The sequence below is a fragment of the Streptomyces sp. KL109B genome (assembly GCF_030766935.1).
Lineage (GTDB): Bacteria > Actinomycetota > Actinomycetes > Streptomycetales > Streptomycetaceae > Streptomyces.
In genome coordinates, this window is record NZ_JASERL010000006.1 from 461,300 (window position 1) to 482,382 (window position 21,083).

Below are 21,083 nucleotides of genomic sequence, written 5' to 3' on the forward strand. Positions count from 1 at the left end.
CATGCAGCTCGACCTGCTCGTCCGCAACGCCCGCATCCGCACCCTCGACCCCGACCACCCCGTGGCCTCGACCCTCGGTGTCCTCAACGGAGCCGTCGTCGGACTCGACGAGGACGTGGCCGGACTCCCCGCGCGCCGGGTCCTCGACGCGGACGGCGCCACCGTCGTCCCCGGCTTCAACGACGCGCACTGCCACACCGCGTGGTTCGGCCTGACCCTCACCCAGCTCGACGTGTCCACGGCCCGCTCGGTCGACGACGTGTACGCCGCCGTCGCCGCGCACGCCGCCCAACTCGCCCCGGACGCCTGGGTACTGGGCGCCGGGCTCGATCACAACAACTGCGGGGGCCAGTGGCCGCACCGCGACGCCCTCGACCGCGCGGCGGGCGGCCGGCCCGTCTGGATCAAGCACACCTCCGGGCACGCCTGCGTCGTCAACACACCCGTACTGCACGCGGCCGGGGCCCTGGCCGACGGCTTCCGGGACCCGGACGGCGGTGTCGTGTCCCGCGACGAACGGGGCCGCCCCGACGGCCTGTTGGAGGAGACCGCGCAACGGCTCGTGCAGCGGCAGGTGCTGCCGTACCCCGTCGAGACCGTCGCCGACGCCGTCGACGCGGCGACCCGGCACTACCTCACCGAAGGCGTCACCAGTTTCACCGAGGCCGGGATCGGCGGCGGCTGGATCGGGCAGACGCCGGTCGAGCTGGCCGCGTACCAACTCGCCCGCGAGAGCGGCAGATTGCACACCCGCGCCCAGCTCATGGCCGCCTCCGACGTGCTGCACCCGCTCACCGCGCACGCCGACGACGACATCACCCTCGGCCTCGACCTCGGCATGCGCACCGGCTTCGGCGACGACAGGCTCTCCCTCGGGCCCGTGAAGATATTCCTCGACGGGTCACTCCTCGGACGTACGGCGGCCGTCACCGAGCCCTTCTGCGGCTGCCCCCACAACGAGGACCGGCCGACGGGGTACTTCCAGGGCGACGCCGACTCCATGACCGACCTCGTCGTCGCCGCCCACCGCTCCGGCTGGACGGTGGCCGCGCACGCCATCGGCGACCGCGCCGTCGATCTGGCCCTGGACGCCTTCGCCCGCGCCCACGAGGAACGGCCGCGGCCCGGCGTCCGCCACCGCGTCGAGCACGCGGGCGTGGTCCGTCCCGAACAGCTCGCCCGCTTCGCCGGACTCGGCGTCGTCCCCGTCCCGCAGCACAACTTCCTGCACACCTTCGGCGACGCCATGGCCGCCGCACTCGGCCCCGAACGCACCGCGTGGTCGTACCGGATGCGCTCCTTCACCGACCTCGGCCTCACCGTCCCCGGCAGCTCCGACCGGCCCGTGGCGCCGGGCGCGCCACTGCCCGCGATCCAGTCCATGGTCGTGCGGCTGACGGAAACAAAGATGCCGTACGGTCCGGACGAAGGCGTTCCGGCCCTCGCCGCGCTGCGCGCCTGGACCGAGGGCTCGGCGCTCGCCACCGGCTTCGGCGGGCGCAAGGGACGGCTCGCCCCCGGCTACCTGGCCGACCTCACCGTCCTGGACGGCGACCCCGTCCGCACGGACCCCGACCGCATCGGCGCGATCGGCGTCCTCGCCACCGTCGTCGGCGGCGACCCCGCCCACGACCCGCACACCCTCACCCGCACCCCCGCACGCTCCGGTCCCCCTTCCGCCCCGGCCACCGCGGCCGCCCCTCCCCAGGAGACCCCGTGAGCACGACACACCAGCCACCGCTCAAGGACATCAGAAGGCTGTTGTTCGCCGCGTTCAGCGGCACCGCCCTGGAGTGGTACGACTACTTCCTCTACGGCACGGCGGCAGCGCTCGTCTTCAACAAGCTCTTCTTCACCGACCTCGACGCCGCCGCGGGCACCCTCGCCTCCTTCGGCACCTTCGCCGTCGGATTCGTGGCCCGCCCCGTCGGCGCCGCCCTCTTCGGCCACATCGGCGACCGCTACGGACGCAAGGTGTCCCTCATCATCACCGTCGTGATGATGGGCGCCACGACGGGCTGCATCGGACTCCTCCCCTCGTACGACACCATCGGCATCTGGGCGCCCGCCCTCCTCACCGCGCTCCGCTTCCTCCAGGGCATCTCCGTCGGCGGCGAATGGTCGGGCGCCATGCTGCTCACCCTCGAACACACCCCGAAGGAGAAGCACGGCAGCTACGCCTCCGTGCCCCAACTCGGCTCGCCGGTCGGCACGTTGATGTCCAGCGGTGCCTTCGCCCTCGTCGGCCTGCTGCCCGACGACGCGTTCTACGCCTGGGGCTGGCGGCTGCCGTTCCTCGCCGCGTTCCCCCTCCTCGGCTTCGCGCTCTACCTGCGCGTACGCATCGAGGAATCGCCCGTGTTCCGCGCCATGCAGGACGACGCGGAGCGCGAAGGGCCGCCGCCCGCGCCGCTCGTCGAGGCGTTCCGCCGCACCTGGGGCCGCATGATCGTCGGAATCGGGGCCGCGCTCCTCGGCGTCGGCGGCTTCTTCCTCATGACCACCTTCATCATCAGCTACGGCACCGGCGAACTCGGCATCGACAAACAGACGATGCTCAACGCCACCGTGGTCGGCGCCGTCGTCGAGATCGTCGTCATCGTCATCGGCGGACGCCTCGCCGACCGCATCGGCTCGTGGAAGGTGTGCGCCATCGGCGCCGCCGTCACCATGGCCGCCGCGTTCCCCGCCTTCTGGCTCGTCGACACCGGGCGGACCCCGCTGGTGTACCTCGGCGTCGCGCTCGGCATCGGCGCGCTCTCCATCCCGTACGGCCCCATCGGCGCGGTCGTCGCCTCGCTCTTCCCCGAGCGGTTCCGGTACAGCGCCGTCGCCATGTCGTACAACCTCGCCGGGGTCCTCGGCGGCTTCATCCCGCTCATCGCGGCCTCGGTCACCGGCGCGGCGGGCGGCGCCTCGTGGGGCGCCGCGCTGCTCCTCGTCGGCGTCGCCGCCTGCACCGTCGCCGGGTCCGTCGCGGCCGGCACGGTGCTGCGTCGGCACGGCTCGCTCCCTTCCAGTGACACCCCGAACGCAAAGGTCCCCGCATGACCTCGCATGCCCATGTGAACCAACCCGCCCGCACCGGTGGCCAGGTCCTCGTCGACCAGCTCCGGGCCCACGGCGTCGACACCGTCCATGGTGTGCCCGGCGAGAGCTACCTCGCCGTCCTCGACGCCCTCTACGACGCGCCCGTCCGCATGGTGGTGTGCCGCCACGAAGGCGGCGCCGGATACATGGCGGAGGCGTACGGCAAGCTCACAGGGCGTCCCGGCGTCTGCCTCACGACGCGCGGGCCCGGCGCCACCAACGCCCTCGTCTCCCTGCACACCGCCCACCAGGACGCCACCCCGCTGGTCCTCTTCGTCGGCCTCGTCCCGCGCGGCCACACCGACCGGCACTCCTTCCAGGAGTTCGACCTGCGGGGCACGTTCGGCGCCCACGCCAAGCTCGTCGAGACGATCGACGACGCGGCCCGCGTCCCCGAATACGTGGCCCGCGCGTTCGCCGTCGCGAGCAGCGGGCGGCCGGGACCCGTGGTCCTCGGCCTGCCGGAGGACATGCTCACCGATGTCGTCGAGGTGGCGGACGCGCGCCCGCTGCCGATACCGGCGGGCGGTGTGACGCCCGATGAACTCGCCGCTTTCGAGCGGCTGTTGGGTGCGGCCGAGCGTCCGCTCCTGCTCCTCGGCGGCAGCCGCTGGACCGACCGGGCACGCGCCGACATACGGGCCTGGGCCGAGGCCTGGTCGCTGCCCGTCGCCGTCGACTTCCGCTGCCAGGACCTCATGGACAACGAGGCCGAGGTCTACGTCGGGAACCTCGGCTACGGTCGCGCCAAGGCGCTCGCCGAGCGGGTGCGGGACGCCGACCTGCTGGTGAGCGTGGGCGCGGCGCCGGGTGATGTGTCGACGGACGGGTTCCGGGCGCTGCCGACCGTGGGGGACGACCGGGCGGAAGGCCCGCAGCTCGTCCAGGTGCTCCCCGAGGCCCAGCCTCCCGGCGTCGTCCACCGCGCCGAACTCACCCTCGTCGCCGCCCCGGAGGCCTTCAGTGCGGCGATACGTGGTGTGTCGCCGGGTGGGCCGGTGCCATGGGCGGAGCGCACCAAACGGGACCGGGCCGCGTACCTGGCCTGGCACACCCCGGAACCGGAAGGCGACCCGCTCGACCTCGGCGCGGTCTTCGCCCACCTCGACACCCGGCTCCCGCAGGACAGCATCATCACGTTCGGCGCCGGCAACCACGCCATCTGGGCGCAACGCTTCCTCACGTACCGCGACGGCATGCGCCAACTCGGCCCGCGCAACGGCTCGATGGGGTACGGCATCCCCGCCGCGGTGTCCGCCGCCCTCACCCACCCGGACCGCCGCGTCGTGTCGGTCGCGGGCGACGGCTGCTTCCTGATGAACGGCCAGGAACTCGCCACCGCCGTCGCCGAGGGCGCCGCCCCGCTGATCCTCGTACTCGACAACGCCCAGTACGGCACGATCCGCGTCCACCAGGAACGCGAGTACCCGGGCCGGGTCAGCGGCACGGCGCTCGGCAATCCGGACTTCGCCGCCTACGCCCACGCCTTCGGCGCGCACGGCGAAACCGTCACCACCACCGAGGAGTTCGCCCCCGCCCTCGACCGCGCCCTGGCCAGTGGCCGCGCGGCGATCATCCAGCTCAAGGTGGCCGAGGGCCGGCTTTCGCCCGGCGTCACCGTCGCCTCCCTGCGCGAGAGGGGACGAGGGCGGGCCTGACGCAGGGCCCGACGCACGGCGTGACCCGGGCCACGAACGAAACGGTTTCGTTTCACGTGGCCCGCGGGTTAGTGTGCCGACGTACGAAACCGTTTCGTTCGGCACACACGCCGTGCGCGAGAGATGTGGACGTGATGCCGCGTGCCCGAGGCCTCCACCGTGCGGCGCAGACGCATGACGGCGGAGCGCGAGGCAGAGCTGTACGACGCCGTGCTCGAACTGCTGCGTGAAGTCGGTTACGACGCGCTGACCATGGACGCCGTCGCGACCCGCACCAGGTCGAGCAAGGCCACGCTCTACCGTCAGTGGGGCGGAAAGGCCGCGCTCGTCGTCAAGGCGATGCGGCACTACAAGCCGGTCGACATCGCCGAGATCGACACCGGCACCCTGCGCGGCGACCTCCACACGCTGGCCCGCCGGCAGGACGACTGCTCGGTGGAGGAGTCGACCGCCCTCATGCGGGGACTCGCCATGGCGATGCACAGCGACCCGCATCTGCTGCGCGCGTTCCGGGAGCTGCTGATCGAACCGGAGCTGGAGGAACTCGATCAGGTCCTCCAGCGGGCCGTCGCCCGGGGTGAGGTCCGCGAGGGCAACCCGGCGATGGGCTTCACGCTGCACATGATGGTCGGCGCCATGGCGACCCGCAGCATGATCGACGAACTGCCGCCCACCCAGGAGTACCTGATCTCATACATCGACGCAGTGGTCCTCCCCGCCCTCTGCGCCTGATTCCCCCCACCACATACATAGATCCAGACACACGCAGACTCTCCCCGCACCTGACGCCACCGCTCACCGTCGTCGGGCCGAAGTCCCCTGCCCAGCACCACATACGACCTGACCGGGAGTACGCCCTCGTGGCACGTTTCCTCTACAAAATGGGCCGATTCGCCTTCCGGCGACGGTACTTCGTCGCCCTCTTCTGGGTGGCGGTCCTCGCCGCCGTGGGAGTGGGTGCCGCACAGGCGCCCACCGCGGCCTCCTCCTCCTTCTCCATCCCGGGCACCGAGGCCCAGAAGGCCTTCGACCTGCTCGAACAGCGCTTCCCCGGCGCCAGCGCCGACGGCGCCACCGCGCGCGTCGTGTTCAAGGCCCCGGACGGCGAGAAGATCACCGCCGCCGACAACCAGAGCGTCGTACGCGACACCGTCAAGGAACTCGGCGACGGCTCCGAAGTGCAGAGCGCCACCGACCCGTTCACCTCCAAGGCCGTCAGCCGTGACGGCACCATCGCGTACAGCCAGGTGTCGTACAAGGTCTCCGGCATGGAGCTGGAGGACTCCTCGCGCGACGCCCTCAAGGACGCCGCGCAGGACGCCCGCGACGAGGGCCTCACCGTCGAGGTCGGCGGCGACGCGCTCCAAGCCGTGCCCGAGACCGGCTCGACCGAGGTCATCGGCGTCGTGGTCGCCGCCGTCGTCCTCGTGATCACCTTGGGTTCGCTGATCGCCGCCGGGCTGCCGCTGCTCTCCGCGCTGTTCGGCGTCGGTATTGGTGTCTCGGCCATCACCGCGCTCGCGAAGCCGCTCGATCTCGACTCCACGACGTCGACGCTCGCGATGATGATCGGCCTCGCCGTCGGCATCGACTACGCGCTGTTCATCGTGTCCCGGTACCGCGCCGAACTCGCCGAGGGGCGCGAGCGCGAGGAGGCCGCGGGGCGGGCCGCGGGCACCGCCGGTTCGGCCGTCGTCTTCGCCGGACTCACCGTCGTCATCGCCCTCGTCGGCCTCGCCGTCGTGAACATCCCGATGCTGACGAAGATGGGCTTCGCCGCGGCCGGGACGGTCGTCGTCGCCGTGCTCGTCGCGCTCACCCTGATCCCCGCGCTGCTCGGCATCGCCAGGCGCCGCGTGCGGCCCGCCGGGGCGAAGAGCAAGCGGAAGCAGCGCAAGGCCGAACGCAAGGCGCAGGAGCAGGGGCCCCACCACGTGCACGGCGAGCACGCCGAGCCCAAGCCCGCCATGGGCACCCGCTGGGCGCGCGTCGTCGTCAAGCACCCGGTCGCCGTGCTGCTGCTCGGTGTGATCGCCCTGGGCGCGGCCGCCGTACCGGCCACCAAGCTCGAACTCGGCCTGCCCGACGACGGTTCGCAGCCGACCAGCACAACCCAGCGCAAGGCATACGACCTCCTGTCGGAGGGCTTCGGGCCCGGGTTCAACGGCCCGCTGATGGTCGTCGTCGACGCCAAGGACAGCGACCGGCCGAAGGACGCGGTCGCCGATGTCACCAAGACGGTCAAGGGACTCGGCGACGTCGCCGTGGTGACTCCGGCGACGTTCAACAAGTCCGGTGACACCGCGATGCTCAGCGTCGTCCCGAAGTCGAAGCCGACCTCGACCGACACCGAGGACCTGGTCCAGAACATCCGCGACGCGGGTGACGGCATCCACTCCGACACCGGCGCCGAACTGATGGTCACCGGCACCACCGCGATGAACATCGACGTGTCGGACAAGCTCAACGACGCGCTCCTGCCGTACCTCGCGCTCGTCGTCGGCCTCGCGTTCCTGCTCCTGATCGTCGTCTTCCGCTCGATCCTGGTGCCCCTGAAGGCCGCCCTCGGCTTCCTGCTGTCCGTCCTCGCCGCGCTCGGCGCCGTCGTCGCCGTCTTCCAATGGGGCTGGCTCGCCGACCTCATGGGCGTCGAGGAGACCGGGCCCGTGATGTCGATGATGCCGATCTTCATGGTGGGTGTCGTCTTCGGCCTCGCGATGGACTACGAGGTCTTCCTCGTGACCCGGATGCGCGAGGCGTACGTCCACGGGGAGAGCGCCAAGGAAGCCATCGTCACCGGATTCCGTTACAGCGCCCGCGTGGTCACGGCCGCAGCCGTCATCATGATGGCCGTCTTCGCCGGCTTCATCGGCTCCACCGAATCCATGATCAAGATGATTGGTTTCGGGCTCGCCATCGCCGTGTTCTTCGACGCGTTCATCGTGCGGATGGCGATCGTGCCCGCCGTGCTCGCGCTCATCGGACGCGGCGCCTGGTGGCTGCCCAAGTGGCTGGACCGCGCGCTGCCGAACGTCGACGTCGAGGGCGAGGGACTGCGCGAACTCGACGAGGCCCGCGCCGCGAGCCCCGCCGACGAGGTGCCGGACGGCGCCGTTCCGCACCCGACCGAGCCGGAGCGCGAGCTCGTCACGGCTTCGGTCGGCGCCGAGGGCTCCGCGGCGCAGCCGCAGAAGCACCTGGTCACGGCGTCCGCCGCCGAAGCCGGGTCCGGCGCCCGCTCGTTCACCCCGAACGGCAACGGCATCCTCGGCACCGTCCGTACGGGCGGCGGCGAGGCCGTGGCCCGCGCCGCGATCACCCTCATCTCGACCGGCGGCCGGCAGATCAGCCGCAACGTCACCGACTCCGGCGGCGCCTACAGCCTGGACGTGCCGGGCGCTGGGACGTACGTACTGATCGTCGCCGCCGACGGGCACCAGCCGCAGGCGTCGACGGTCACTGTGGACGGGGAGCTGCTGTCCCACGACATCCTGCTCACCGGCACCGGCGGCCTCTCCGGACTGGTGCGCGAGGCCGGTGGCCGTCCGGTGCCGGAGGCGATGGTCGTCGTCACCGACGTCCGCGGCGAGGTCGTGGCCACCGCGCGCACCGGACTGCACGGCGACTTCGCCTGCGGCGGCCTGGTCAACGGCCTGTTCACGCTCGCCGTCAACGCGCCGGGCTTCCGGCCGACGGCCCAGCAGGTCGAGACCGGCGCGCAGGGCGTCACCCAGGTCGAGATCGTGCTCGCGGTCGGCCGCCGACTGCGCGGCGTGGTGCGCGCGGGCACGGACGACGGCCCGCTGGCCGACGCCCGGGTCACGCTCGTCGACGCGGCGGGCAATGTCATCGCCTCCACGACGACCGGGGCGGACGGCGCGTACGTCTTCACCGACCTGGACGCGGGCGACTACTCGGTCATCGCGACCGGGTACCCGCCGGCCGCGCAGACGCTGCGCGTCGGCGACGCCGACCCGGGCGAACTCGACATCAGGCTGCGGCACCCGGAGGCGTAGCCACCGTCGATCGCCCGTAGCAGCGAGGGGCGGCACCTGCCGGACCGGCGGGTGCCGCCCCTATGATCTTTCCTCGATCTCCCCGCAAGAGAGAGCGCACTCGATGGACCTGGACACCCGCCGCAGACGGACGGCACTGTTTCTCTTCTTCCTCATACCCGGCCTGTCGGTGGCGTCCTGGGTGACCCGCACCCCCGACGTCCGCGACCAACTGGGCGCGTCGACCGCGCAGATGGGCCTCGTCCTCTTCGGGCTCTCGGTCGGCTCGATGATCGGCATCCTCTGCTCCGGCAGGCTCGTGAGCAGGTTCGGCACCCGGCCCGTCATGGGCGGGGGAACGGTGCTGATCACGGTGAGCGTGGCGGTCATCGGCCTCGGCGCGATGGCCTCCTCCACGCCCCTCGTCACCGCCGGACTCGTCCTCTTCGGCGCCGGAATGGGCGGCGGAGAGGTCGCCATCAACATCGACGGCGCCGAGGTGGAACGCATCACCTCGCGCACGATCCTGCCCACGCTGCACGGCTTCTTCAGCCTCGGCACGGTCGTGGGCGCGGCGATCGGCATCCTGTGCACGGCGGCCGAAGTCCCGGTGCAGTGGCACCTGATCGTCGTCGCCGTGGTCACCACCGTCATGTTCGGGTACGCGATCCGGTCCGTCCCCGCGGGTGTGGGCAAGGCGCCCGGCGGGCCGAAGACGCGGGACACCGCGGACGGCGCGGCGGAGGCGAAGGTGTGGCGGGACCGCCAACTCCTGCTGCTCGGCGGCATCATTCTCGCCATGGCGCTCGCCGAGGGCGCCGCCAACGACTGGCTGCCGCTGCTCATGGTCGACGGCCACGACATGGACCCCGCGCTCGGCTCGGCCGTCTACACCGGCTTCGCCGCCTCCATGACCATCGGCCGGTTCGTCGGGGGCTTCTTCATCGGAAGGCTCGGCCGCAAGCCGGTCGTGCGGGCGAGCGCGATCTCGGCGACGATCGGCATCGCCCTGGTCGTGTTCTCCGACTCCGCCGCGCTCGCCAGTGCGGCCGTGCTGTTCTGGGGACTTGGTGCCTCGCTCGGCTTCCCCGTCGCGCTGTCGGCGGCCGGTGACTCGGGCTCGGGCGAGAACTCGGCGGCGCGGGTCAGCTTGGTGGCGATGCTCGGCTACGTGGCGTTCCTCGTCGGCCCGCCGTGCCTCGGCTTCCTCGGCGACCACTACGGGCTGCGGACGGCCATGGTGGTGGTGCTCGTGTTCACCACGCTGGCGATCTTCCTGGCTCCGGCGGTCGGGTCGCGCTCCTCGTCGAAGGTGGCCGTTCAGCCGGAGGGGGAGCGGTCGCGGGAGCGCTGCGAGTGATGGCCGTGGGCCCCGTCCCGTAGCGGAGACGGGGCCCGTGACGGCGACAGCAGTGCGTGTCGGCCGCTACGGCAGCGTGTGTCCCGCCGCGCGGAACAGGCGGTACCACTCCTCGCGGGTGAGCGGGATCTCCGAGCCCGCCGCGGACTCGGCGACCCGCCCCGGGTTGGTGGTGCCGAGCACGACCTGCATGTCGGCCGGGTGCCGGGTGATCCAGGCGACCGCGATACCGGTCGGTGTCACCTCGTACTTCGCGGCCAACTCCTCCAGCACCGTGTTGAGTTCCGCGTAGTTCTCCAGGTCGCCGATGAAGACGCCGTCGAAGAAGCCCTTCTGGAACGGCGACCACGCCTGCAGCGTCATCCTGTGGAGCCGCGAGTAGTCGAGGAGTCCGTTGTCCCGGCTCACCGACTGGTCGAGGCCCGCCATGTTCGCGGCGACACCGGACGCGATCAACGGGGCGTGCGTGATGCTGAGTTGGACCTGGTTGGCGACGAGCGGCTGGTTCATCGCCGTCTTCAGCAGCTCGACCTGGCCGGGCGTGTGGTTGGAGACACCGAAGTTCACGACCTTCCCGGCCGCGTGCAGCTCGTCGAAGGCCGCCGCGACCTCCTCCGGCTCCACGAGGGTGTCGGGGCGGTGCAGGAGCAGGACGTCGAGGTAGTCGGTGCGCAGCGCCGCGAGCGACTCGTCGACGGTGCGCACGATGTGCTCGCGCGAGAAGTCGAAGAAGCCGGGCCGGATGCCGACCTTGCTCTGGATGACGACCGACTCGCGCTCCGCGGCGCTCAGCGTGACCGCCTGCCCGAACCGCTCCTCGCAGGCGTGCCGGGTCGGCCCGTAGACGTCGGCGTGGTCGAAGGTGTTGATCCCGGCTTCGCGGGCGCTGTCGTAGAGGGTGCGGACGGTCTTGTCGTCGAGCTCGGCGATGCGCATCAGGCCCAGGACGACGTTGGAGGACGGCGTCCTGGCACCGGTGAAGGAGATCGATTTCATGTGCCAATCCTCGCAGAGCGCGCAGGCGTCGCAGGCTCGGCCGTAACGCCTTGCATGAGATTACGTAATTACGTAGTCTCGTGGCATGGATATGGAAGAGCGGGTCGCCGCGCTCGAACGGCGCGTGGCGGATCTTGAGCGCGGGGGCTCCGCCGCGCCACCCGTGGAGGAAGGCGACTTCTGGGCCCTCGACGCGCTCAAGGAGCGGCACCCCGTGACGCCGGAGGCCGACGGCGCCGTCCTGTTCGCCGGAGCGGTGCGTGTGCCGACGGGGCATCGCTACGAGTGGCAGTACGGCCGGCTCACGGAGTCCGTCTTCGAGGAGGACTGGTCGCAGGCCGCCGAGTCGTTCGCCGCGCTCGGCAACCCCGTGCGGCTGAGGCTGCTGCGCGAGATCCTCGGCGGGCTGCGTACCGCGGCCGAACTGACGGCCCTGGAGGGCGTCGGCACGACCGGCCAGATCTACCACCACCTGCGCCAACTGACCGGCGCGGGCTGGCTCCACACACCGGAGCGCGGTCGCTACGAGGTCCCCGCCGGACGCGTGGTGCCCCTGCTCGTGGTGCTCACCGCCGCACGCCCCGTGACCTGACCGCAAGCCATATGCCGTGACCACTGTCCGTACATTCCGTACGTAGGGGGAAACATGTCCGCAGGCCGACGCAAGACAGCCGCCAGGGTGCAGCACGCGCTCTGGGTGATCTTCTTCGTCCAGATCGTCATCGGGTTGTTCACGGAGCTTCCGTACAACTACTGGTTCAGCTGGCTCCCCGCACTCGGCGCGATCGCGATCGGCCTGATGACCTCGCGCTCCGCCCGTACGCGCATCGAGACCCGGCCCCCGGCACCGATCGCGGTCGCGCCCCCGGTCACGGGCCGCTGGACCGCCCTCAACAGCCCGGCGGACAAGGTGCCGAGCCACGGAACGCACAGCCTCGCGCAGACCTACGCCATCGACATCATGGCCGAGCCCGAGAGCGGTCCGACCCGCCCCGCCCCCGTCTGGTTCTGGCCCCCCGCCCACCGCAACCGGGACTACCCCGCCTTCGACGCACCTCTGCACGCGGTCGCCGACGCCACCGTCGTGCACGCCGAGGACGACCAGCGGGACCACCTGAGCCGCAGCTCACTCGCGGGAGTCCTGTACTTCTGGCTGATCGAGGGTGTCTTCCGGACCGTCGGCGGGAGCCGCCGGATCGTGGGCAATCACGTCGTCCTCGACCTGGGCGAGGGGACGTACGCCCTGTACGCGCACGTGCGGCGGGGTTCGCTGGAGGTGCGGGCCGGCGACGCGGTCGTCGCCGGGCAGCCGCTCGCCCGCTGCGGAAACTCAGGCAACTCGACGCAGCCCCATGTGCACTTCCAGCTGATGGACGGCCCGGATCCCGACACCGCGCGCGGACTGCCGTTCAGCTGGCACGGGATCGGGGTGCCGGGCGCCGGTGAGGCGTTCACCGTCCATCCGGGTCCGAAAGCGCGTACAGCTTCGGCAGGTTGACCACGATCGCCTCCTGCGTGCTGCGGGCGATGACGACCACGGCCTCATCGGAGGGGTCGGGGTTCTCCTCGCGGTGCGGCACGTACGGCGGTACGAAGATGTAGTCACCGGGAGAGGTACGCAGCCTGACCTCTTCGCCCTCCTCGCCCTCGCCCGCCGCGTCGAGGAACACGAACTCCGGGTGCCCGCTCACGACGTAGATCGCGGTCTCCGACTCGCCGTGGTGGTGATCGGACGACGAGGTCGACGGGGCGACATGGGTCTGGCCCATCCACAGTTTCTCCGAGCCGACCGTGTTCCCGCTGACGGCGGCGAAGCGCCGCATGCCACCGGACTGCGCGGTGTCACCGTCGAGCCCGTCGGCGCGAATGTGGTGCAGCCGCGAACGCAGCGGCGCGGCCGGGGAGTTCGGGGCGTCGGGGAGGTGGGGGTGGAAGCCCTCACCGGGGGTGGTCAACGGCTCGCTCATGCTCGGACGCTAAAGCGGCGGCCGAAACGGTGTCAAGGGGCGCCCATCGGCTCCCACCTGCGGCAATGTTCCCGCAATACGGCCGCAATTCGGCGCGGTGGGCGGCCTGTTGGGGTCCGTTGACAGTCGAGGAGCGGGCGCGTGAGGATGGGGACATGCTGACGACGCACCCCGACGTGGTGTGCCGCTACGTGGACCTGCGGCGCACGTCCAGCGCACTCTGTCGCTGACGGCCCCCGCCCTCCACGTGTCCCCTTCCGACGCCTGACGTCGCTCCTCGCCCCGGCCCTCCCCGGCCGGGTTCCGCTCCCCGCCCTGCCTTCCGCCCCGCCGCCGGGCGTGCCCGCGCGCACCCGGCGGGGCGACGTGGCGCTCACGAAAGGTCCCACCATGGCCAGCATCCTCTCCGTCTCCGGCAGCCCCTCCGCCACGTCCCGCACCGCCCGCCTGCTGGAACACCTCGACGAACGACTGCGCGGCCACGGGCACGAGGTGACCTCGCTCCAGGTGCGCACACTGCCCGCCGACGCGCTGCTCGGCGCCGAGTTCAAGCACCCGGCCGTCGTCGACGCCGTCGCCCGGTTCGAGCGCGCCGACGGCATCGTCATCGGCACCCCCGTCTACAAGGCCGCCTACTCGGGCCTGTTGAAGTCGCTCCTCGACCTGCTGCCGCAGTACGCGCTGGCCGGAAAGACGGTGCTGCCGCTCGCGACGGGCGGCACCACGGCCCACGTCCTCGCCCTCGACTACGCCCTGCGCCCCGTCCTCAACTCCATGGGCCCGCACCACATCCTGCCGGGCTGGTTCACCCTCGACCGTGACCTCACGGTCGGCGAGAACGGTGAACTCGCCGTGGCGCCCCCGGCCGCCGAGGCGCTCGCCGAGGTCACGGACCGCTTCTCCACGGCGCTCGGCGGGCGGACGGTGGCGCTGGCGCCGGCGGGATGACCCGAAGTCCGGGGCGACTTGAGGCGGCCACCGCCCGATCCGCGGTCGCGCGCACCGGCTAGGGTGAGGCGGCCCCGTACGTGACCGACGAACCGCTGGGAGAGCCGCACCGTGGCCGACAACGCGCAGCCCGACAACCCGCGTTCCCGTATCGACACCAGTAGGCCGCACACCGCCCGGATCTGGAACTACTGGCTGGGCGGCAAGGACTTCTACCCCGTCGACGAGGCCGCGGGCGAACAGATCAGGGCGCTGCACCCGGGCATCGCCGACTACGCCCGCGCGGACCGCGCGTTCCTGGGCCGGGCCGTGCGGTACCTGGCCGATGAGGTGGGGATACGCCAGTTCCTCGACATCGGCACCGGGCTGCCCACGGTCGACAACACCCACGAGGTCGCCCAGCGCATCGCCCCGGAGTCCCGCGTCGTGTACGTCGACAACGACCCGATCGTGCTGCGGCACGCCCAGGCCCTGCTGACCAGCACGCCGGAAGGCCGCACCGCATACCTCGACGCCGACCTGCGCGACGTCGAAGAGATCCTCGAACAGGCGGGAAAGACACTGGACTTGACGCGTCCGGTGGCGCTGATGCTGCTGGGCGTGGTCATCTTCGTCGCCGACGACGAGGACCCGTACGGATTCGTACGACGCCTCCTCGACGCGCTGCCCGCCGGCAGCCACCTCGTCCTCTCGCACACCATCACCAGCCCGGACATGCCGGATGTGGACGAGGCGGTGGCGTTCTGGAACGCGAACGGCACGCCCAGGCTGAACCAGCGCACCCCGGAGCGGATCGGCCGGTTCTTCGAGGGCCTCGAACTGCTGGAGCCCGGCGTCGTCTCCTGTACGCGCTGGCGCCCGGAGGGCGGTGACCCCGCCGCCGTCGCGGAGGTCGCGATGTTCGGCGGGGTCGGCCGGAAGAACTAGGACAGGTCCCGGCTCAGCCGCGCAACTGCCGTACGTACGCGCCGAACTTCTCCAGGCCGTCGACATTGCGGGGCCCGGAGATGCCCTCGTTGTAGTCGAGTACGAAGAAGCGGTCGTTCTTGACGGCGGGCAGGTCGCGGGTGTGCGGGGAGCGCTTCAGGAAGTCGATCTTCTCCTTCGCGGGCTTGTCACCGTAGTCGAGGATCATGACGACCTCGGGCCGCGCCTCGGCGACGGACTCCCAATTCACCTCGGTCCAGCGCTGGTTGAGGTTAGCGAAGATGTTCCTGCCGCCCGCCTTGGAGATGATCTCGTCGGGCGGCACCTGGTTGCCGGCGGTGAACGGCTTGTCGGTGCCGGAGTCGTAGAGGAACACCGGCACCCGCTCGCCGCGCGGCGCCCGCTCGACGACCGCCGCCTCGCGCTTCTTGAGGCCGGCGACGACATCGGCCGCCTTCTTCTCCACGTGGAAGATCCTGCCGAGCCGTTCGAGGTCGGTGTGCAGCGCCTCGAACGGGGCGGTTTTCTCCGGGTACTTGGGGTAGTTGAAGCAGCTCTCGGTGTGCATGAAGCTCTGGACGCCGAGCTTGTCGAGGATCTCCGGGGTGATGCCCCGGTCGTCGGCGAAGCCGGAGTTCCAGCCGGCGAGGACGAAGTCCGACTTGGCGTCCACGACGATCTCCTTGTTGAGGAGGTCGTCGCTGAGCATCTTGACCTTCTTGTACTCCGAGGCCCAAGGGGACTCGCTGACCGGCGGGTTGGCCGGAGGCATCACGTAGCCGTGGACATGGTCGGTGAGGCCGAGCGCGAACAGCTTGTCCGCGCTGCCCGCCTCGTAGGCGACCGCCCGCCGCGGAACGCTGTACTCGACCTTCTCCCCGCAGCGGTCGACGGTGGTCTTCCGCGCCGCCTTGGAGTCCTCGGCGGCGATGTCGGCTCCGCACCCCGTGGTGGCGAGAGCGGTGGCGGCGAGGACGCAGCCGAGGGTGGTGGTGTGTCGGGTCAGGGGCATGACTGGGGGCTTCCTTCTGGGGCCGGAGCGAGGGTGTAGAGCAGTTGGGGGTCGCCGGTGAGGGGGTGCGGGACGACGCTGGCCGGGACACCGAAGACGTCCTCGACGAGCTCTGGTGTGAGGACGTCCTTGGGGGTACCGGAGGCGACCAAGTGGCCCTGGCGCAGCACGCCGAGCCGGTCGCAGGCGGCGGCCGCGAGGTTCAGGTCGTGCAGGACGACCAGGACGGTCGGGCCCGCGCCGCGCAGCAGCGAGAGCAGTTCGACCTGGTGGCGGATGTCGAGGTGGTTCGTCGGCTCGTCGAGGACGAGGATCTCCGGTTCCTGGACGAGGGCACGGGCCACGAGGACGCGCTGGCGCTCCCCGCCGGAGAGCGTGAGGACGCCCCGGTGGGCGAGGTGGCCGATGCCGAGCCGGTCCATGGTGCGGGCGCACAGCTCGTGTTCGTACGCGGAGAGGTGCTGGTTTCCCTTCAGGTGCGGAGTGCGTCCGAGGGCGACGACCTCGGACACGGTGAAGTCCAGGTCCACGGTGCCGTCCTGGGTGAGCGCGGCGACGGCGCGGGCGCCGTCCCGCATCGACAGCCGGGTCAGGTCCTCGCCGCCGACACGGACCGTCCCCCTGGTGGGCCGCAGCGCCCGGTACACGCAGCGCAGGGCGGTGGACTTGCCGCTGCCGTTCGGCCCGACGAGACCCACGACCCGGCCGTCCGGAACGCGCAGGGACAGATCGCGGACCAGGGTGCTGCCGTCGGTGACGACGGTCAGCCCTTCGAGCTCCAGATCCATCTCAACGACCCCCGAACATATAGGACTTGCGGCGCATCAGGGTGATGAAGACGGGCACCCCGATGAGCGCCGTGATGACACCGAGCGGCAGCTCGCGCGGGGCGACGAGCGTCCGCGACGCGAGGTCGACCCAGACCATGAAGACGGCGCCCGCCAGCGGGGCGACCGTGAGCACCAGCCGGTGCGAGGCACCCACCGCCATCCGCACCAGATGCGGCATGACCAGTCCGACGAAGCTGATGGCACCGCTGACGGCGACCAGCACCCCCGTCACCAGCGACACCACGAGCAGCAGCGCCTTGCGGTGCCGGTCCGGGCTGACACCCAGGCTGCCCGCCGTGTCGTCGCCCAGCGCGAGCACATCGAGGGTGCGGCTGCGGCGGTGCAGGACGAGGACGCCGAGCAGCACCGCCGCGACGACGACGGGCAGCACACCCCACGTCGCGGCGCCGAAACCGCCCATCGTCCAGTACAGGACCGTCGACGTGGCCTCGCTGTCCGGCGCCAGATAGACGATGACGCTCATCACCGCCTGGAAGCCGAGCGCGAGCGCGACCCCCGTCAGCACCAGCCGCAGCGGCGAGAGCGCGCCCCGCCGGGAGGCGGCCACGTACACCAGGACGGACGCGGCCACCGCGCCGAGGAACGCCCCGGCCGACATCGCGTACACGCCGAGCGCGGCGAGCGCCCCGGTCACCTTGACGGCGACCGCGCCGACCGACGCCCCCGACGAGACACCAAGCACGAACGGGTCGGCCAGCGCATTGCGCACCAGCGCCTGGATCGCCACACCGACGGCGCTGAGCCCGGCCCCGACGAGCGCCGCGAGCAGCACACGCGGCGTACGGATCTGCCACACGATCTGGTACGTGCTCTCCTCCTCGGCCCCGATCCGCCCGCCGCTCAGCGCCGCCCACAGATAGCGGGCCGTCTCGCCCGGCGCCACCGCCGCCGGGCCGAGCCCGATGGCGACGACGACGGACACGACGAGCGCGGCGAACAGGGCGGCGCAGATGAGCAACAGGCCGGTACGGGAGCCGACGTGACCGGGTCGGCGCGTTACGCCGGAGCCTCGGCGCAGCACGCCGGGGCCTTTACGCATCACTCCGGTTCCTCGACGCCGCACGCCGGGTCCTCCTCGACGGGGCCGCGCCGCGTCACGAGCCACGCCGCCACCAACGCGACCGCGAGCAGCCCCCCGAACGCCGCCGCGATCCCCGGATACCCGGCGACCGCGAGCCCGGCCCCGCCGAGAGCCGCACCCGCGAACACACCAAGGCTCTGCCCCGCCGCGTTCAGGCTCAGCGCGGTGCCTCGCAGCGCGCCGCACCGTCGTACGAGCAGGCTGACGGCGCACGCCGCCACCACCGCGTGGGCGGCCGCGTGCAGGGAGGTCAGCGCCAGGGCCAGCGGCAGCCAGTGCGTGAACCAGAAGCCGACGGCGCTGACCAGCGCGGCCGCCACACCGATGGCGAGGAGCCGTTCGGTCCCGACGCGGGAGCCCTCGGCGTTGGTGACCCGCCCGGTGAGCAGATTGCTGACGAAGAACGAGGCGCCGCTCAACGTCCACACCAGGGAGAACACCTCCGGGTGCAGCCCGAACCGGTCGTCGTAGTACGCCGCCAGATAGGCGAGGTACCCCATGAAGACGGCGGTGCGCAGCACCGAGACGAGGAGGAGGGGCACGGCGCCGGGTACACCGGCGAGGGCCCTGAACGAGGCGAAGTAGCCCGGCAGTTGCTTCCCGTCGGGCCCCTGCGCGCGCCGCACCGAAGGGCCACCCGCCCGGCCACGTACCAGCAGAACGAGCGCGAGCAGCACAGCAAGGCAGGCGACGGCGAGCAGATCGCCCTGCCAGCCCCACACCATCGCGGGCAGCGCGATGAGCGGGGCGGCGAGCATCGACGTCATCGACGTGGTCGCGGACACCAGCGTGGCGGCCCGCCCCGCCGCCCTGCCGTCGCCGAACCGGTCGGCGGCCGCCGTGGCCAGCGCCGGATTGAGCACGGCGGTGGCGGCGCCGGTCAGCAGGCAGAACGCGGCCAGCAGCGGAAAGCCCCCGCCCGCGCCGAGCGCCGCGGCGACGCCGAGCAGGGCGAGGCCCCCGGCCGCGGCCCACGCCCTGGGCACCCGGTCGATCAACGGCGCGAGCGCCGCGCCCACGGCGAGCGCCGCGACACCCCCGAGGCCGCGCAGCCCGCCCACGGTGGCGACGTCCCGCCCGGTCTCCGAGGCGATCGGCACGAGGTACGTACTGAAGACCGTGAACGGCAGCAGCCCGACGGCGGAGGCGAGCAGCAGCGGCCACAGCGCGCGCGTCATGGCGAGGTCGCCGGGTATCGGATCGGAGGAACCGGCCTTCTCCGCAACGGAGTCGGAGGTGTCGGACGCGGTCACGCGGCACCCCCGGCGCGGTACCGGTACATGGGCGTCTCGTCGGCGCTGAACTGCGAGAACGTGAACGGTTCGGCGTTCAGCGCGGTCACTCCCGCGCCGAGGAACGCGCGGGCCACGGCGCTGCCGCTCTGCGCGTACACCACCAGTGGGATGCCGTGGTCGCGGCAGTGGCCGAGGACGAGGTCGAAGGTGCCGTTGCTGAGGGTCATGCCGGTGGCGACGACCGCGTCGGCCTTCTCCAGGACCTCGGTCATGTCGTCGGTGACCGGGTCGCCCCACTGTGTGGACCGCAGGTTGAGGTCGCACGGCAGGCACTCGCCGCCGCGCTCGCGGATCGCCGCGACGAGCGGATTGACGACGCCGATGAGCGCGACCTTCGCGCCTGGTTCGATGTCGAGGAGCCCGGCGATCGACGCGTCGCGGGCCCGCGCCCTGACTTCGGGGGTGCCCGCGGGCAGCACGACGGTCTCGGCGTCCGCCTCGCGGTGCGGGGCGGTGAGCGCGAGATACGCGTCGAGGGCGGCGATCCGCACCGGCGCGGAGTCGCTGCGCAGCAGGGTGTCGAGCGGGTGCCCCGAGGCGTTCTCGCAGAACTCCGGGGCCAGTTCGCCCGCTTCGAAGGAGCAGGCGCCGAAGGCGGCGCCGGCCCGCAGCAGCAGGTAGTGGTTGTGGTACGTCACGGGCCCGCCGGCCAGGCGGGTGGTGTGGTAGAGCCAGAAGGCGCTGGTGACGCTGGTGTCCTTCGGGTCGGGGCCGTGGGCCCCGGCGAGAACGGCATCGGTGAGTTCGGCCACCGTGTGCGGCGCCTGGTGAGACATGACGGTGCTCTCTCGTCTCTCTCGTGGTGAGGTGGTGCGACGGCAGGGGAGTCAGGCGGCCGCGGTGCGGGCGTCGACCGGATCGGCGGGGACCGGCACGCCGGGCCACGACATCGCCGACCACGGCAGGCTCAACTCGCCGAGCGAGCCGATCTCGCGGGGCGCCAGCTCGCTCAACGGGCGGGCGTCACGGTGCCGGGCGTAGGCGTGCTCCACGTACCGGTGGCCGGTGTCGGCGGCGATGAAGACATGATGGCCACCGGCCTCCCCGGCGCCGCCCCGCTCCCGGCTCCGCTCCCAACGGGCCGCCAAATAGGCCGCGCCCGCCGAAAGCCCGGCGAAGATCCCACTGCCGCGCAGCAGGCCGACCGCGCCGGAGAGGGCGGAGTCGAAGTCGATCCAGTGCACGCGGTCGTAGAGCGCGTGCCGCACATTGCGGAACTCGATGGCGCTGCCGATCCCGGCGATGATCATGTCCGGGTCCGAGACATGCTCGGAGCCGAACGTGACACTCCCGAAGGGCTGCACACCGACGAGCCGCACCTGCCGCCCGGCCTCCCGCAGATAGGTGGCCAGCGCTCCCGTGGACGCGCCGGACCCGACGCCGCCCGTCAACGTCACCGCGCCGCCGGGCAGTTCCCTGTCCAGCCGGGCGGCCACGGCCCGGTAGCCGTAGTAGTGGATCTCGTCGTGGTACTGGCGCATCCAGTGGTACGAGGGGTTGGCGTCGAGGATCTCCCCGATGCGCCGCACCCGCAGCTCCTGGTCGAGGCGGAGGCTGCGCGAGGGCCGCACCTGTTCGAGGGTGGCGCCCAGGACCTCCAACTGCACGCGCAGCGTGCGGTCCACGGTCGTCGAACCGACGATGTGACACCTCAGCCCGTAGCGGTGACACGCGAGGGCGAGAGCGTGCGCGTAGATGCCGCTGGAGCTGTCGATGAGCGTGTCACCGGGTCTGACCGTCCCCCTGTCCAGCAGGTGGCGCACGGCGCCGAGCGCCGAGTAGAGCTTCATCGTCTCGAAGCGCAGACAGCTCAAGTCCCCTTCGAGACCGATGAGATGGGGCTCCTTGACCGCTTCCGCTATGTGTTCGTCCACATCGAACCCTTCCCCTGGTTCAGCCCTGC

Annotated in this window: 18 protein-coding genes and 1 pseudogene; 11 read left to right on the plus strand and 8 right to left on the minus strand. The window is 71.7% G+C overall.

Annotated features, from left to right (window positions below):
• Position 1: 1 nt before the first annotated feature.
• The 7 genes and pseudogenes from RBJ65_RS22845 to RBJ65_RS22875 all read left to right on the plus strand — a co-directional run bounded on the left by RBJ65_RS22845 (position 2) and on the right by RBJ65_RS22875 (position 10,103).
• Positions 2-1,720 carry an amidohydrolase gene (locus tag RBJ65_RS22845; RefSeq protein WP_306319017.1) on the plus strand — a complete coding sequence of 573 codons (1,719 nt, stop codon included), beginning with the start codon at positions 2-4 and terminating at the stop codon, positions 1,718-1,720.
• Complete coding sequence (locus tag RBJ65_RS22850; RefSeq protein ID WP_306319018.1) at positions 1,717-3,051, plus strand: MFS transporter; 1,335 nt, start codon at positions 1,717-1,719, stop codon at positions 3,049-3,051. Before RBJ65_RS22845 ends, RBJ65_RS22850 begins: the two co-directional genes overlap by 4 nt.
• Positions 3,048-4,748: a thiamine pyrophosphate-dependent enzyme gene (locus RBJ65_RS22855; protein WP_306319019.1), complete on the plus strand. Its 1,701-nt coding sequence runs from the start codon at positions 3,048-3,050 to the stop codon at positions 4,746-4,748. Before RBJ65_RS22850 ends, RBJ65_RS22855 begins: the two co-directional genes overlap by 4 nt.
• Before the next feature lie 141 nt (positions 4,749-4,889).
• A complete protein-coding gene (locus RBJ65_RS22860; protein WP_306319020.1) occupies positions 4,890-5,480 on the plus strand; it encodes a TetR/AcrR family transcriptional regulator in 591 nt (196 codons plus the stop codon).
• A gap of 128 nt (positions 5,481-5,608) precedes the next feature.
• Positions 5,609-7,846: pseudogene (locus tag RBJ65_RS22865) on the plus strand (MMPL family transporter); the annotation flags it as partial.
• Positions 7,847-8,764, plus strand: coding sequence for a collagen binding domain-containing protein (locus RBJ65_RS22870; protein WP_306319157.1), 918 nt, complete (start codon positions 7,847-7,849; stop codon positions 8,762-8,764).
• A 103-nt stretch (positions 8,765-8,867) separates the two neighbouring features.
• Entirely contained in the window at positions 8,868-10,103 is a 1,236-nt protein-coding gene (locus RBJ65_RS22875; protein ID WP_306319021.1) for an MFS transporter, read from the plus strand.
• Positions 10,104-10,169: 66 nt separating this feature from the next.
• On the opposite strand, the gene RBJ65_RS22880 is transcribed toward RBJ65_RS22875, so the two are convergent.
• The gene (locus tag RBJ65_RS22880; RefSeq protein ID WP_306319022.1) at positions 10,170-11,099 is read right to left on the minus strand and encodes an aldo/keto reductase family oxidoreductase; all 930 of its coding nucleotides are present in this window, start codon (positions 11,097-11,099) and stop codon (positions 10,170-10,172) included.
• 85 nt (positions 11,100-11,184) lie between these two features.
• Between RBJ65_RS22880 and RBJ65_RS22885 the strand changes: the two genes are divergently transcribed.
• On the plus strand, positions 11,185-11,691 hold the full coding sequence (locus RBJ65_RS22885) for a helix-turn-helix transcriptional regulator (RefSeq protein WP_306319023.1): 507 nt from the start codon (positions 11,185-11,187) through the stop codon (positions 11,689-11,691).
• 54 nt (positions 11,692-11,745) lie between these two features.
• Positions 11,746-12,597 carry a M23 family metallopeptidase gene (locus RBJ65_RS22890; RefSeq protein WP_306319024.1) on the plus strand — a complete coding sequence of 284 codons (852 nt, stop codon included), beginning with the start codon at positions 11,746-11,748 and terminating at the stop codon, positions 12,595-12,597.
• On the opposite strand, the gene RBJ65_RS22895 is transcribed toward RBJ65_RS22890, so the two are convergent.
• Positions 12,551-13,066, minus strand: a complete 516-nt coding sequence (locus tag RBJ65_RS22895) for a cupin domain-containing protein (RefSeq protein WP_306319025.1) — start codon at positions 13,064-13,066, stop codon at positions 12,551-12,553. The genes RBJ65_RS22890 and RBJ65_RS22895 overlap by 47 nt on opposite strands.
• A 390-nt stretch (positions 13,067-13,456) precedes the next feature.
• On the opposite strand from RBJ65_RS22895, the gene ssuE reads away from it, so the two are divergent.
• Both ssuE and RBJ65_RS22905 read left to right on the plus strand, forming a co-directional pair.
• Positions 13,457-14,014 (plus strand): NADPH-dependent FMN reductase, encoded by a 558-nt coding sequence (ssuE, locus tag RBJ65_RS22900; RefSeq protein WP_306319026.1) that lies wholly within the window; start codon positions 13,457-13,459, stop codon positions 14,012-14,014.
• Between the two features lie 111 nt (positions 14,015-14,125).
• Complete coding sequence (locus RBJ65_RS22905; protein WP_306319027.1) at positions 14,126-14,941, plus strand: SAM-dependent methyltransferase; 816 nt, start codon at positions 14,126-14,128, stop codon at positions 14,939-14,941.
• 13 nt (positions 14,942-14,954) lie between these two features.
• Here the strand turns inward: RBJ65_RS22905 and RBJ65_RS22910 are convergent, their stop codons facing one another.
• The 6 genes from RBJ65_RS22910 to RBJ65_RS22935 all read right to left on the minus strand — a co-directional run bounded on the left by RBJ65_RS22910 (position 14,955) and on the right by RBJ65_RS22935 (position 21,054).
• Complete coding sequence (locus tag RBJ65_RS22910; RefSeq protein ID WP_306319028.1) at positions 14,955-15,953, minus strand: ABC transporter substrate-binding protein; 999 nt, start codon at positions 15,951-15,953, stop codon at positions 14,955-14,957.
• Positions 15,944-16,741 carry an ABC transporter ATP-binding protein gene (locus tag RBJ65_RS22915; protein ID WP_306319029.1) on the minus strand — a complete coding sequence of 266 codons (798 nt, stop codon included), beginning with the start codon at positions 16,739-16,741 and terminating at the stop codon, positions 15,944-15,946. The genes RBJ65_RS22910 and RBJ65_RS22915 overlap by 10 nt, the downstream gene beginning before the upstream one ends.
• 1 nt (position 16,742) lies before the next feature.
• Positions 16,743-17,762: a FecCD family ABC transporter permease gene (locus tag RBJ65_RS22920; protein ID WP_372341276.1), complete on the minus strand. Its 1,020-nt coding sequence runs from the start codon at positions 17,760-17,762 to the stop codon at positions 16,743-16,745.
• An 80-nt stretch (positions 17,763-17,842) separates the two neighbouring features.
• Positions 17,843-19,138 (minus strand): MFS transporter, encoded by a 1,296-nt coding sequence (locus RBJ65_RS22925; protein ID WP_306319031.1) that lies wholly within the window; start codon positions 19,136-19,138, stop codon positions 17,843-17,845.
• Positions 19,135-19,956 carry a Rossmann-like domain-containing protein gene (locus tag RBJ65_RS22930; RefSeq protein WP_306319032.1) on the minus strand — a complete coding sequence of 274 codons (822 nt, stop codon included), beginning with the start codon at positions 19,954-19,956 and terminating at the stop codon, positions 19,135-19,137. The genes RBJ65_RS22925 and RBJ65_RS22930 overlap by 4 nt, the downstream gene beginning before the upstream one ends.
• 51 nt (positions 19,957-20,007) lie before the next feature.
• Positions 20,008-21,054, minus strand: coding sequence for a pyridoxal-phosphate dependent enzyme (locus tag RBJ65_RS22935; RefSeq protein ID WP_306319033.1), 1,047 nt, complete (start codon positions 21,052-21,054; stop codon positions 20,008-20,010).
• Between the last annotated feature and the right edge of the window lie 29 nt (positions 21,055-21,083).

Bases quoted from the DNA above. Each gene is read 5' to 3' on its own strand.
- RBJ65_RS22845 (WP_306319017.1), top strand. From the start codon at position 2: ATGCAGCTCGACCTGCTCGTCCGCAACGCCCGCATCCGCACCCTCGAC.
- RBJ65_RS22855 (WP_306319019.1), top strand. From the start codon at position 3,048: ATGACCTCGCATGCCCATGTGAACCAACCCGCCCGCACCGGTGGCCAG.
- RBJ65_RS22875 (WP_306319021.1), top strand. From the start codon at position 8,868: ATGGACCTGGACACCCGCCGCAGACGGACGGCACTGTTTCTCTTCTTC.
- RBJ65_RS22880 (WP_306319022.1), bottom strand. From the start codon at position 11,099: ATGAAATCGATCTCCTTCACCGGTGCCAGGACGCCGTCCTCCAACGTC.
- RBJ65_RS22885 (WP_306319023.1), top strand. From the start codon at position 11,185: ATGGATATGGAAGAGCGGGTCGCCGCGCTCGAACGGCGCGTGGCGGAT.
- RBJ65_RS22890 (WP_306319024.1), top strand. From the start codon at position 11,746: ATGTCCGCAGGCCGACGCAAGACAGCCGCCAGGGTGCAGCACGCGCTC.
- RBJ65_RS22895 (WP_306319025.1), bottom strand. From the start codon at position 13,066: ATGAGCGAGCCGTTGACCACCCCCGGTGAGGGCTTCCACCCCCACCTC.
- ssuE (WP_306319026.1), top strand. From the start codon at position 13,457: ATGGCCAGCATCCTCTCCGTCTCCGGCAGCCCCTCCGCCACGTCCCGC.
- RBJ65_RS22910 (WP_306319028.1), bottom strand. From the start codon at position 15,953: ATGCCCCTGACCCGACACACCACCACCCTCGGCTGCGTCCTCGCCGCC.
- RBJ65_RS22915 (WP_306319029.1), bottom strand. From the start codon at position 16,741: ATGGATCTGGAGCTCGAAGGGCTGACCGTCGTCACCGACGGCAGCACC.
- RBJ65_RS22930 (WP_306319032.1), bottom strand. From the start codon at position 19,956: ATGTCTCACCAGGCGCCGCACACGGTGGCCGAACTCACCGATGCCGTT.